The sequence below is a fragment of the Mesorhizobium sp. P2_E9 genome (genome assembly GCF_056403815.1).
In genome coordinates this window covers 536,334-549,096 of sequence record NZ_JBFUET010000002.1, presented here as the reverse complement: position 1 = coordinate 549,096, position 12,763 = coordinate 536,334, and the positions used below count along the sequence as shown (strand labels likewise).

The following is a 12,763-nucleotide window of genomic DNA, read 5'->3' as shown; positions in this document are numbered from 1 at the left end:
AGAACCCTCGTTGCCGCATCGGACCAAATTGAATGTTTGAGAATTCGAACGATATTCAGCTGCTGTCCGTCCCGCCTGACCCAAGGCGCTATCTGATTCTGATACGAGCCGGATCGAAGCGCCGCCCTTCCTTTTTTTCCGAGATTCCGCAAGAGGAGCGCCAGTACGACCTCGCCGTAAACTACTACGCCACGCCACACCCGGATGATATTCTTCGAAATAGGGCCGAAATTGTTTTTGCCGGCGGCCGATCAAAGATGCATGGAGCTAAACGGTTCTTCGAGGTTACAGGGCTTCATGACATCTACGAGGGAGTCTTATTCCTTGATGACGATATAGAAATTCTCTTCAATCCTGATGCGTTTTTTGCCATTTGCGATGAGTATTCGCTTGATCTCGCTCAACCCGCCTTGACCCCGGATTGTATCGACGCGATGGGGCTGACGCGCGAGCATCCTGGCCTCAAGCTCCGGACCACGAATTGGGTCGAGGTCATGGCCCCGTTCTTCAGGCGCGCGTTCCTGAAGGAGATGCTTCATTCCTTCGACCTATCGATCTCGGGATGGGGACTCGATCTATATTGGGGTCATCACCTCGCGGATCGCTGGACTGCCGGTATCGTCGACGAATTTCTGATGCGCCATACCCAAGTAAGCAATCACGATACGGGTGCATTTTACTCATATCTTCGCTCGATCGGTATCGACCCCTATGAAGAGATGAAGTCAATTCTTACCATGATTGATACCAATCCATATATCGCTAGGCCAATACGTTTTGTCTACCGCACTTACTCCTTTCGCGCATAGATTCTATGGAAGGTTTCTGGTGAAAGTAGCCGTCTACACCATTGCGTTGAACGAGGCCGCAAACGCGGAGCGTTGGGCCAAATCGGCGGTCGACGCAGATTATCGCATTGTCGCCGACACCGGCAGTACGGACGACACGGTGGAACGGCTGACTGCAGCCGGCGTCACCGTGCACAGGATAGCGGTCCGTCCATGGCGTTTCGACGATGCCCGCAACGCCGCCATGGCACTGATCCCATCCGATGTCGATGTGTGCTGCACGATGGACATGGACCGGTTCCTCGAACCCGGCTGGCGGCCAAAGCTCGAGGCTGTCTGGACGCCCGAGACGACAGCCCTGTATTGTCAGACGGTCTACAGAGCGAGCGTCAACGACCCGACGCCGCTTCGCGACTGGCCAGCGAAAAACTTTCATCATCGCTGGGGATATCGCTTCAGGCGGCCAGTCCACGAAGCCCTGGTCTTCACTGGAGAAACGGAAGTCGCCGCGAACAGCAGCGACATCGTCATGTTCGAGGTACAGGATCTCGCCAAGCCAACGAGGAGCAGCTACCTGCCGCTGATGGAGGTGGCACACAAGGAAGACCCCGACGACGCGCAGATTTGTTTCTGGCTAGGGCGGGACTTGATGTGGGCGAACCAGCAAGAGCGGGCCGTCCAACTGCTTGAGCGCTACCTTGCATTGCCGACAAGCAAGTGGGCGGAAGAACGCTCCGAGGCGATGCGCTACATCGCGCGCATGCGGCCGGAGCAGAAATTGTCCTGGCTGGACAAGGCCAGGATGGAAGCGCCGCACCGGCGCGAGATCTGGCTCGATCTCGCAGAGGAATTCCATGGCAAGGCCGACTGGCTGAACCTGTTCTGGACCTGCACCAATGGGATCGAGAAGACATACCGCACCGGGAGCTACCTGGACGACGCGAACTGCTGGGGCTTTCGATTGTATGATCTCGGTGCGATCGCGTCGTGGCGCCTCAATGCCATGGACCGGGCGGTTGAGTGGGGGCAAAGGGCCGTTGAGCTCGACCCGGCCAACCAGCGGCTGAAGGATAATCTCGATTTCTTCATTGGTCGCCGAGACAGCTTACGGGCAGGCACATGAGCGGTTCGCCTTTGCAACCTGCGCGTCTGTTCACGGTGTTCGGCACCGTCCTTTATGTCGAGCCGTTCACCGGTGAGTTGCGACATGGCGCTGTTGAGAGCAGTCCGGCGAACGTTTTTTTTGAGTCGGGCGCGAGTTCCGGAGGCAGCCGTCTGGGTCAGTTGACCTATGTCGTCAACGGTTCACACCAGTCGATTGCCTGCTATCCTGAAACCTGCTTTACCATTCCACAGTCGCGGCGCGAAAATCCGGCGGTTGATCCCACGACATTCGAGTTGATACCGCTAGAGCGTGGTCTGCTGACGCTGAAATCAGGCGGTCTCTTCTTGTCGGCCACACCTGACGGCCAAATGAGGCTCTGCGCTGCCGTTTGCAGCACTTGGGAGCTATTCATCGCCTCGGAGAGCTGGTGCACTGAGAAACCTGGGCTCGAACCTGGCAACGCTTGGCGCTCCAGCGACCTCGCCTTCGATCGAAGAGGGATTGAGAGCTATATTGTTCATCCTTCAATACGGATGAACGCAAATAGGCAACCACGGGCAAGAAAGATCCTAATCTACGGATACACGAAATGGTCGCATGGGCGCGTATATTATGACTTGTGCAGACATTTGCACGAACAAGGCTATATAGTAGACATAATTGACTGGCAAATCGACAACTATGAATACATTAGACCGGTTCTCCTTTATTATGATCTTATTATCGCAGCTCCCGACGGGATCTCCACGCTGGTCGGCGCCTATGGCATTCCGTACGAAAAGATCATCGCCATTTCACATCATGAATTCGACATCCGAATGTTGAGTGAACAGAAGGGGAGCGATGTTTTCGAGAAATTTGCAAACTATGGAGTGGTGAGTGAGTACGTATATTGTGCGTCAATGATGCGGGGTGTGTCGCGCGCCCCAATGGTTGCGTCGCTAGGCATTAACTACGATGAATTCTATTCCAACGTCCCCGAGCGCCTGACTACGGTTGGTTACGCCTCCTCCATGTCCGTCAAGACTTATGGCGTCGAGTGGAAACGTGGCGATCTCGCGGAAGCAGCCACGCTGGATGCCGGCCTCGCCTTCAAAGTCGCGGGTTCAACCGGAAATCAAACCTCCTTTCACGATATGCCCAGTTTCTACAAGTCGGTTGACGCTGTGGTAACCAGTTCAATCAGCGAGGCTGCTCAGTTACCTGTCATGGAAGCGGCAGCCGCCGGACGGCTTGTGATTGGCACGCCAGTAGGGCATTTCCCGCTCAAGGCTTATCAAGGGGGTGGTATCGTTGCACCGGTGGAGCCCGACAAGTTCAAGAGCTTTACCACGGCTACTCTACGACACTACAAGGATAATTCGGCCGCTTTTGTAGATAAATGCTGTTCGATCCAGGAAGCCGCTCGAAAATTCGATTGGAAATATTCAATTCTTGAATGGGTTGACCTGATAGAATCAGCAAGACTATAAATTATTATCAGTCGAATATGGAGAATTCCGCTAGAAATTAACCAGAAGGATTGTCGCGTTTGCGTGTTTGGCCCACCCATATAATTTCTGAAAGAAATGCGCAGGCGGCCCGTATCCTTTGCGCTATTACTTTTCACTTCAATCGATCACGCCTTGGCTATCTAGCGGAAGTCCTGCGTTCGCTGGCGGAATATCCGGTGGCCGCGATGGATGTCATAGTCGTAACGAACACGCTCCACAAAGATGAATTGAGCCTACTCAATCGCCTTTGCAGAGAGACGTTGCCGCAGGACGAGGTGTCTGTCCGCAGTTACGGTGACTTGGCCGACGGCTGGGATCTGACGTGGTGTCACAAGACGATTATCGCCACGGAGTTCGTTCATGAGAATCACGGTCGCTATACGCATTTCATCTATCTCGAGAATGACATTCGCCTTAGCTTCCTCAATTTTTGCTATTTCGTCGAATACCGTGAGGCGCTCCGCGGATTCGGGCTACTGCCGTCCTTCGTTCGGGTGGAATACAGTAAAGCCCTTGGCGGCTTCACCGGCAGCGACGTTTTTTGGCCTGTTTACGTGCCAGTTCAATCCCATGTTGTACTTGGTGACATGGTGCTGGTGAACATGCCGAACCCCTACAATCCCCTGTTCATCCTTGATCTTGAACTCGCTGCGGAATATGTCCAGTCGCCCTCATTCGACCGACAGGCAAGCGGGGCAGTATGTCCATGGGGTGTGGCGGAGCGGGCAGCTATGGGGCTGTGCTTGGAAAATGTCCCGGCGCCCTTCCAAAGTCGATACGTTACGCCAGTTTATCAGAAAACCGACACAGTTCCGGCCTTTGCGTGGGTATGGCACATGCCGAATAACTATGCCGACAATCCGCGCTCGGCTCTGGGTAAGGTTCGGATGGATCGGATGTTCGTCGGCGCTGGAGAACTGGGGCAAGAAGGCCGCTGGAGCATCGCAAATTCAATCGCAATTACCGCTGACGATCTGGACGATGAGAGACAGGGAAGCTCCGATGAGTCCGGCCGTTACCACGCCGGGGTTGCCAGCAACGCCACCGCCGACGCTTTCGATGCCGACGCTTCACTCCTAGCCGAGAACGTGCCGGCTTTGTCAGATCAGTATTACCTCATTACTCATCATGATACCGTAGTATTCTTTGATACCGATCTCCGACGGGTTCGCCACGCACCTTTTGGTATCGCTCCGTGGAGCCTTGCGATTGAATTGGCGGGTCAGAAGGGCCGATTGTTGGCGCAAGGAAAGTCTCCTGGGGAGGTTCGCCAGCTGTCGGTTGGGACGGCTGACAACGACGCCACAACGCACGTGACCCCCACAAGCTTTGATTGCGATATTGAGACTTTTTCCGACGGCAGTGTCGGCATCCGTACCGGTGACCATTATCTGGGATCGGACCTGGATGGTTTTGTTCGCCCAAAAGATTGGTGTCGGGAGTGGGAGCGCTACCAACTGGTTAGAGCGGACACGATCGAAGGTTTAACGCTTCTGCGCCGTTACTCTTGGCTCAGCCACGCCGATCGACGGGTATACTCGCTTGCTGCGCAGCCGATCGACTTTGGCAGAGAGCGCCCTGCTGAGTCGAGCGCGCTGGCGGCATCGCTTGCGCCAGGAGCAATTGCATTCCGTCGCAAGGTCGCGTTCGGGCCAGCTGCGCTGAAACTGATCGAGAGGCGCCCGCAACTCGTCTTTGAGCCATGCAATCCGGCTCTCGGGCAAATCATTCCCGAGCGACTAAAAATATTCGACAGCGGCACAGAAGCTCAGAGCGATTTCTCACTTTTTCGACCGCTCATCCATTTCTTGCTCGGAAACGAGCATTCGGAGCTTGAAAAGCTCCGGCATTCTCTGGACTCGTTAAGCCGCGTGGCAGGACTTGGTGCCGCAATTTGTATTACGAGCGCTCAATCCGCTACTGACCTAAGGCAGCTGATCCCGGAACCATATCGCAGTGACGCTTTGTTTTTGGATGCCTCCATGACAGGTGCCTTAGTAGGCATACTCGACTATCATCCCGTTGTTCATGCGGATGTGGGATGCACATTTGGTACGGATCTCAAGGAAAACCTCATAGAGCTGCTCCTCTCTCTCGAGGGAGAGTTGGTGCTAAGGTCCAGATTGACAGCGTACGCAAGCGCACCAAACTTTCCAACACAAAGCGGAGACCTGGATGGTCCTTGGCTCCGAAAGCCGTGGTCCACAAGCCAAACCCTATAGGAAACTCGATATGAATAGGCGCGAATGCGCGCTTCGTTTGGGATCAATCGTGGCGCTTGCGACGTTTTCGGGGAGTCTAGGTTTGAGTCGTGGTGCCGCGCCTCAATCCTTCGGCGCCTCCCTCCTCAGCGCCCCGATCGAACTCGCCGGCGATTGGGGTCGCGTGCTTCCGCGCGCGACAGATCAAGTCGTTGAGCGCATGCGGTACACCCGCCTGGATGGTGTCCTCCAGGTCTCCGATCGCCAGCCAATGCGGTTTTTATGGTGAATCTCACTGAACTAGCAAACTACTTTGGCTCTGACAAAGGTTCAGCGCCAACGCCGCTCGGGCTCGCACCGAATAGGTACACGTACATTTATGATCTTCTTTTTGACGGATACCGAGATAAACATATCAATCTTTTGGAATTGGGATTGGCAGTTGGCGGCCCAGAAGTAGGCGGACCGAAAGACCGAAAGGTGCTTCCACCGTCTGTGCAGATGTGGCTGAACTACTTCAGCAAGGCACAAATTTTCGGTTTTGATATTTCTGACTTCTCCCATATTACTGATACGCGATTCACATTCGTTAGGGGAGACGCTGGTGTAGAGCTAGATTTGCGCAAGGTCGCCGAGATCGTGGATGGCTTCGATGTTATCATCGATGACGCATCGCATGCGTCGTATCATCAGCAATTGGCATTCAAGGTACTATTTCCGCGCCTCAGGCCCGGCGGACTGTACATCATAGAGGACCTAGGTTGGCAGCCACCAATCTATGAGGCCAGTCTTCCGCAGGTGCCTAAGACAGCTGATTTCTTTGCTTCATACTTCGAGAACGGCAAGTACATTGACAACCCACTGCTTTCCCCTGCAACTATGGCTGAATCTGATGCGCTCACGGCATCCTTCGCCCAGTTCCCTCCCTTCGATGGCGCGGGGGGGCCTACCAGGCTAATCGTGATACGGAAGCTTCGGGCGCGGGAGCCTGAGAGAGGCAAGGAAGATATATTGCGATCGAGCGCATGGGCATTGTTGGAGAAGCTATATTCGTCCGCTGTGCCATGTACACGAGTGTTCACGCCAGGCGGAACAGTGCTGTATATGGATCTCGCCGTGGGGGACCTACGGCATGGAGACTTGGCCACTAGCCCGGCGAATGTAATATTCGTCGCTGACGCCGCATCAACAGGGAGTCCCGGACGCGGTTGGTTGGCCTTTGACAATGGGGCTACGTGGGAGCCAATTGCTTGCCTTCCCCATCGCTCATGTCTCGCCTCCCGCGATGCGAAGTCGGCTGAAGGGACGCTTCTCGAAGCGATACAACTTGAAAGAGGCCTCGTAGGCTTTACCGCAAGAAGCGCGTTCGTCTGCGCGGAACCCGATGGGCGGATAACTCTGTCAAGACCAGTCTGTTCGGCATGGGAGAGTTTCCTTGCATCCGAAGATTGGTGCGCTCGAGTATGGCCTACTGATACGGTGCGGACACCGCATATGGCTGCCGAAGGCGTTGATAAGTTTGGAGTGGCGGCTATTGTAGTGCATCCGCTAGCTCGCGTCAGAATAAATGCTACCTCGTCGAAGACTAAGGTCGCGTTCTTTGGGCCAATACAATGGTCTAACGGTCGTGTATACTATGACCTCTGCAAGAATCTTTACAAGAGAGGATATATAGCGGATGTTATTGACTATCGCAAACTGCACGGCTCATATATAAATGACCTGGTAGGATTCTATGACCTCATTGTAGCTGGTCTGGACACGATTCACATATTGCGGGACATCTATGGTGTTGGAGCGGAGAAGATAGTTGGAATATCCCATTGGACCTTCGATATACAAGAGCTAATTGATAGGTATGGACGTGATATTTTCGGGGAGCTCGCGGGGTATGGCGTTGTAGGTCAGACACTGCTCTGGGATTCGCTGACGCTTGGAGTTCCCACCATACCCAGGATAGTCCCCTTGGGAATTGACTATGAAGAGTTCGAAGGTCAAGTTCCCGAACGGCTACTTACTGTTGGTTGCGCGAGCTCTTTGTCTGCGAAGAACAGGTACGGTATTGAAATAAAGCGAGGCCAACTTGCTAAAGAATGCGCAGACGGAGCTGGCTTGAAGTTCAAACCTGCCGGCTTTTGGAGTGGGGGGAACACTCCGATTCACGACATGCCAAAATATTACCAATCAGTAGACGCTGTACTCGTCTGCTCTCTTACCGAGGCTGGCGGCCCAATGCCAGCAACGGAGGCTGCGGCCGCAGGCAGGCTTGTGATTAGCACACCGGTCGGTGTGTTTCCGCTGAGAGCATACGAGGGTATGGGTATAATCGCGCCGATCGAGTCGAACGGATACGTGAGCTTTACTACTGAAGTTTTGAAATATTATAGAGATAACCCGGAAGAATTTTCGGCCAAATGCGCTAAAGGTAAAGAGTCAGCTAAGATGTTCGATTGGAAGTATATGATTAATTCATGGATAGATCTTTTTGAATCGGCGTTGGCCCCCAGATAGAATTATCTGTTTCTACAGAATGCCTCATACAATTTTCAGTTCTGCGCTGGCTTGCTGGTTGTCTGAAGGCGCGTGACAGCCTACATCCTGTTTTGACCGGTCCGCAATATGGGGCAAATCGTGACGAGGCGAGGAGCTCCTGACAATCGCTATTGGCTCAGTGGCCGCCACGTTGGCGCTGGGGGTATTGACACGACGCGGCGGCTTAGGCACACCGTTTGCAGATGTGCCAATCCTATCTTCCTTGAGGTCTTCGCCCCCTCTCACCCTCCTGACCGCCCCGATCGAACTCGCCGGTGATTGGGGCCACATGCTGCCACGCGCGGCAGATCAGGTCATCGAGCGCATGCGGCACGCCTGCCTCGATGGCGTGCGCCTCGTCTCGGACCGCCAGCCGACGCGGCTGCGCGTCGACGAGCACCCTTCGGGGTCCCCGGCCGTCTGGTTGCACGCAGACGGCACCACTATGGCGTGGATCATCGTCGACATTGGCGAGCGAGATTGGTCGAAGCTTGCCTACCAGTTCGGACATGAACTGGGCCATGTCGCAGCCAACAGCTGGCAGGCCGACGCCAAGCCGGCACCGCCCTGCCAGTGGCTCGAGGAGGCGATGGTGGAGGCCTTCTCGCTGCGTGGCCTGGGGCGCCTGGCGAAGGACTGGAAGCAGAACCCGCCCTTCGCCGGCGACAACGCCTTCGGCGATGCCATTGCCGAATATCGCCAGAACATCATCCGAGGCTATGCCGCGCTCGCCGACAGCCAGGGGCTCACCGGCGACGCGGCAGCGTGGTTCGCCGGCAATCGCAGCGAAATCGAAATACCCGGCCTCAATCCTTTCGCTCAGGCGATGTCGGTGACCATCCTCGCCGAATACGACCGCGCGCCGGACTGCGTCGAGGCGCTGGGCGCACTCAACCGCTGGCCCGGCCGTACCGGTATCCCGATCGCCGACTATCTCCAACGATGGGAGGGGAGTTGTGCCAAACTGCAAGCCTCGCCGCGACTGCCACTCCGCCTGCGCGAACTGTTGCGTATTGGGTGACACCAGGGGCGGGGCGGGGACGCGGACCCCGCCCCGCCCTGCAGCGAGGGCGTTGAGTGTGGCCTGTCCCCCAGTATTGCCGGTTTCTCCCAATGAAGAAACCTTGACAATCGCGATTTGCGGCCTAGCAAACCCTCCACCACACCGCACAGCCATCGATTGGAATTAATGGCGAGGTAATACCCTCTCTAGTCCGGAATTCATTTACAGCTTGAGCACATGGGGCGAGAAAATAGTCGTCAACGACTACAAATCCACCATACGATAGCTTGCGATAAAGCGCGTCAAGAGCTTGAATTGTTGATTCATACATGTCTCCGTCAAGTCTGAGGATTGCTAACTTTTGTATCGGAGCACTAGGGAGTGTGTCCTTGAACCAGCCTTCAAGGAAGACAACTTGCTCGTCAAGCAGGTCATATCTGCGGAAGTTTTCTTCTACGTCCTTCCGGGAAATCGCCAGTTGCGTATGCGTGTGGTGGATGTCCCCAGCGTCCGCCGCATAGATTTCCGGGCTTGGAGGAGGAAGGCCAGCGAAACTGTCAGCGACGAAGACGCGACGTTGAGTCTCGGCGTACGAGGCAAGAATACCTCTCATAAAAATACATGCCCCGCCGCGCCAAACTCCGGTCTCAATGAAGTCGCCAGGAATATCATTCAAGATCACAGTTTCGCATAAATGCCGCAGATTGCGCATCCTCGCTGAGCCAATCATGGTTTGCGCCAATCCTGGCCAATCCCGCCCAAGAGCACGCTTGTTCGGGTCGTATTTCCCGCCCGTCCACGGATCAATGGGCGCGTCGCCATATAAGGTTCCGGTGAGTGATGCTTCCAGAACATTAAGATATCTATTCCGCATCTTCATTGCGGTGGTCAAGAAGTCATGACTTTCACTCAACGTTCGTCCCCTTCTGAGAGCCTGACACGAACCGACACTCTCCGCGCCGGGATCACGCTCGAAGTCCTTGAGTATCAATCGGCGGAAGATCAATCCAATGGAATGGTGCTGCAAGACTTCCAAGTTTGGCTCTCTCAAGGCTGAGCAGCCCGATGCTGTACATTTGCGAAAAGATAGCCTCGCCCACTCCTGATGCCCTATCTGCTCCCCGAGCCTTCGCCATTGGTGGATAGCATGGTAGTTTAAATCTGGGCGGTCGGACATCAGGAATCGAAGTGCGACGACGAGATTTCGTTACACTTTTGGGGGGCTCAGCGGCCGGAAGCTTGATTCCTGCAGCGTTGACGGGTCGGCCCGCCCTCGGGGAGAGCTACGCGACCATGGCACCGACTACCCCCTCGCCATCTCTCCTCTCCGCTCCCATCGAACTCACCGGCGACTGGGGCCACATGCTGCCACGCGCGGCTGATCAGGTCGTCGAGCGGATGCGGCATGCCTGCCTCGATGGCGTTCGCCTCGTGTCCGCCCGCCAGCCGACGCGCCTGCGTGTCGACGAGCACACTTCCGGCTCGCCGGCCGTGTGGCTGCATCCGGACGGCAGCAGCGTGGCGTGGATCATCGTCGACATCGGCGAGCGGGACTGGTCGAAGCTTGCCTATCAGTTCGGCCACGAGCTCGGCCATGTGTTCTGCAACAGCTGGCAGGCCGACGCAAAGCCGGCGCCGCCCTGCCAGTGGCTCGAGGAGGCGATGGTTGAAGCCTTCTCGCTGCGTGGCCTGGGACGCCTGGCGAAGGACTGGAAGCAGAACCCGCCCTTCGCCGGCGACAACGCCTTCGGCGATGCCATTGCCGAGTATCGCCAGAACATCATTCGAGGCTATACCACGCTTGCCGACAGCCAGGGGCTCGCCGGCGACGCCGCGGCGTGGTTCGCCGGCCATCGCAGCGAGATCGAAATGCCCGCCCTCAATCCGTTCGCCCAGGCAATGTCGCTAACCATCCTTGCCGAATACGACCGCACGCCGGACTGCGTCGAGGCGCTGGGCGCACTTAACCGCTGGCCCGGCCGTACCGGTATCCCGATCGCCGACTATCTCACGCGATGGGAGGCGAGCTGTGCCGAGCTGCAAGCCTCGCCGCGACTGCCACTCCGCCTGCGCCAACTGTTGCGTATCGCCTGACCGGCCAGAGGTGAGCGAGGATCGCCGGAATTCATCAAGCGCAAATGGGAGACAAAGCCGCCGCAGCGACTGCGGAACGAGGCCGTGACCGTGATTTGAACGTCGGCAAACGGCAGCCTGTGGCATGCGGCTTCCGCGCCTTGGTCACCACCGATTAGCCGAGAGGCTTTCGCGCCGCCGCGTGGCATTGCTGCGGACGCAATCGGTTAGACGTCGACGGTATTTTCGGCGGGCTTCTTTGACCTCCGCTTAAGGCTAACGGCATTCGCTCTTTGTTGGCTTCGTGCTCCTTTCTAAGCAGCTGGACCAATCTGAACGCGCAGAGCGGTGGGTGTAAAGCGCCGTCGGCCTGGTATGGGGCTATAGTGCAGCGGCGCATCGGCGGTGGCGCCGCCTCGAAATTGCGCGAGGCGTCTTTCGCGCGGCGGCACAACGGTGATTGGTCCCGATAACGGGGCCGCGTTCGATGTAAGGGCAGCTGGTCAATTTGACGGTACTTTTCACCTGCGGCTGAATGTCCGAGAAAAGGACGTCAGCCGTTTCTTGGATCCGACGGTGTTTTTTCGGGCCAATATTTTGAAATATACGAAGAAAATCGCCTTCGGGTGACGTTTTCGCGCGAACGGTATATGGTCTGGTGCAGCCGGCTGCGACAGGAGTCTTGCCCAAATGAGCGTAGCGTTTGCCAAGGAGGAAAGTGCCGAGGCAGCGTCGGAAACCATCCTGCCGGCTCGCCCTATCTCGGACCGGATCAACCTCGTCACGGAGGCGGGCCTCAAGATGCTAAGGGATGAATTGGCTCGCGCTCAGCAGGCTCTCGAGACCGCCAGCGTGCTGGAAGACGTCAACGAGAGGCGACGGCAATCGGCGGTTCCGGTTCGGGATATGCGCTATTATGCCGAGCGCGTCCGTACCGCTCAGCTTATGTCGGCGCCGACGTCCAATGAAGTGATCGCCTTCGGTCACACCGTTACCTTCGAGCGTGATGATGGCCGCATGCAGACCTTCCGCATCGTCGGTGAGGATGAGGCAAACCCCTCCCAAGCGTCCATATCGCATGGTTCACCGGTTGCCATCGCGCTGATTGGCAAAAGCGTTGGCGACATTGTCCAACTGGGGCAGCGCGAACTTGAGATCATATCCGTTTCATAGTTTGACATCGAGGTAGGACGCAGCAGCGGCGGATGCATCCGCCGCTGCTGCGATACGAGCAACAGCCAGGGATCGCGTCCTCGTCGTCACCAGACAGAAAGACCACCCGGTGGCCGCCCTCGACGACCGGATCGGTAGCCAGGGTGGCTGCAATCAGGTGATTGAAGCCTTTCACGAACTTGGCGCGGGTGAACGACTTCGCGACCAAGGCGGTGAACGGGAGGCCGTCCAGCTCTTCAAGGAAAACTCCAAAATGACGCTTCAGCGGCGTTCGCCGCCATCGTCGCGTGGGCCCGCCAGACCAGCTCATCCAAAGCCGATTTCGTGGCGGCAAGCAGGCTTGCCTCGATATCTCCGATAGGGTTGTTTGCACCCATCGGCGAGGTCGACATGAA

The 12,763-nt window shown here is 56.4% G+C and carries 10 protein-coding genes and 1 pseudogene; 8 read left to right on the top strand and 3 right to left on the bottom strand.

Going from position 1 to position 12,763, the window contains the following annotated elements; translation table 11 throughout:
• Positions 1-32: 32 nt before the first annotated feature.
• From AC1D05_RS05750 to AC1D05_RS05725, 6 genes are all read left to right on the top strand, one after another.
• The gene (locus AC1D05_RS05750) at positions 33-809 is read left to right on the top strand and encodes a DUF707 domain-containing protein (protein ID WP_477439004.1); all 777 of its coding nucleotides are present in this window, start codon (positions 33-35) and stop codon (positions 807-809) included.
• A gap of 19 nt (positions 810-828) precedes the next feature.
• The gene (locus tag AC1D05_RS05745) at positions 829-1,911 is read left to right on the top strand and encodes a tetratricopeptide repeat-containing glycosyltransferase (protein ID WP_477439002.1); all 1,083 of its coding nucleotides are present in this window, start codon (positions 829-831) and stop codon (positions 1,909-1,911) included.
• On the top strand, positions 1,908-3,365 hold the full coding sequence (locus tag AC1D05_RS05740) for a glycosyltransferase (protein ID WP_477439000.1): 1,458 nt from the start codon (positions 1,908-1,910) through the stop codon (positions 3,363-3,365). The genes AC1D05_RS05745 and AC1D05_RS05740 overlap by 4 nt, the downstream gene beginning before the upstream one ends.
• 59 nt (positions 3,366-3,424) lie before the next feature.
• Positions 3,425-5,608, top strand: a complete 2,184-nt coding sequence (locus AC1D05_RS05735) for a hypothetical protein (RefSeq protein ID WP_477438998.1) — start codon at positions 3,425-3,427, stop codon at positions 5,606-5,608.
• A gap of 261 nt (positions 5,609-5,869) precedes the next feature.
• On the top strand, positions 5,870-8,098 hold the full coding sequence (locus AC1D05_RS05730; protein WP_477438996.1) for a hypothetical protein: 2,229 nt from the start codon (positions 5,870-5,872) through the stop codon (positions 8,096-8,098).
• 310 nt (positions 8,099-8,408) lie between these two features.
• On the top strand, positions 8,409-9,140 hold the full coding sequence (locus AC1D05_RS05725) for a hypothetical protein (protein WP_477438994.1): 732 nt from the start codon (positions 8,409-8,411) through the stop codon (positions 9,138-9,140).
• A 124-nt stretch (positions 9,141-9,264) separates the two neighbouring features.
• On the opposite strand, the gene AC1D05_RS05720 is transcribed toward AC1D05_RS05725, so the two are convergent.
• A complete protein-coding gene (locus AC1D05_RS05720) occupies positions 9,265-10,158 on the bottom strand; it encodes a TylF/MycF family methyltransferase (RefSeq protein ID WP_477438992.1) in 894 nt (297 codons plus the stop codon).
• 257 nt (positions 10,159-10,415) lie between these two features.
• Between AC1D05_RS05720 and AC1D05_RS05715 the strand changes: the two genes are divergently transcribed.
• Both AC1D05_RS05715 and greA read left to right on the top strand, forming a co-directional pair.
• Complete coding sequence (locus AC1D05_RS05715) at positions 10,416-11,216, top strand: hypothetical protein (protein ID WP_477438990.1); 801 nt, start codon at positions 10,416-10,418, stop codon at positions 11,214-11,216.
• A gap of 669 nt (positions 11,217-11,885) precedes the next feature.
• Positions 11,886-12,368, top strand: coding sequence for a transcription elongation factor GreA (gene greA, locus AC1D05_RS05710; protein ID WP_477438988.1), 483 nt, complete (start codon positions 11,886-11,888; stop codon positions 12,366-12,368).
• 70 nt (positions 12,369-12,438) lie between these two features.
• Here greA and AC1D05_RS05705 read toward each other — a convergent pair.
• Positions 12,439-12,609, bottom strand: a pseudogene (locus tag AC1D05_RS05705) (NADP oxidoreductase coenzyme); the annotation flags it as partial.
• Positions 12,605-12,760, bottom strand: coding sequence for a hypothetical protein (locus tag AC1D05_RS05700; protein ID WP_477439149.1), 156 nt, complete (start codon positions 12,758-12,760; stop codon positions 12,605-12,607). The gene AC1D05_RS05700 and the pseudogene AC1D05_RS05705, both read right to left, overlap by 5 nt.
• Positions 12,761-12,763 lie beyond the last annotated feature (3 nt).

Bases quoted from the DNA above. Each gene is read 5' to 3' on its own strand.
- AC1D05_RS05750 (WP_477439004.1), top strand. From the start codon at position 33: ATGTTTGAGAATTCGAACGATATTCAGCTGCTGTCCGTCCCGCCTGAC.
- AC1D05_RS05740 (WP_477439000.1), top strand. From the start codon at position 1,908: ATGAGCGGTTCGCCTTTGCAACCTGCGCGTCTGTTCACGGTGTTCGGC.
- AC1D05_RS05730 (WP_477438996.1), top strand. From the start codon at position 5,870: ATGGTGAATCTCACTGAACTAGCAAACTACTTTGGCTCTGACAAAGGT.
- AC1D05_RS05725 (WP_477438994.1), top strand. From the start codon at position 8,409: ATGCTGCCACGCGCGGCAGATCAGGTCATCGAGCGCATGCGGCACGCC.
- AC1D05_RS05715 (WP_477438990.1), top strand. From the start codon at position 10,416: ATGGCACCGACTACCCCCTCGCCATCTCTCCTCTCCGCTCCCATCGAA.
- greA (WP_477438988.1), top strand. From the start codon at position 11,886: ATGAGCGTAGCGTTTGCCAAGGAGGAAAGTGCCGAGGCAGCGTCGGAA.
- AC1D05_RS05700 (WP_477439149.1), bottom strand. From the start codon at position 12,760: ATGTCGACCTCGCCGATGGGTGCAAACAACCCTATCGGAGATATCGAG.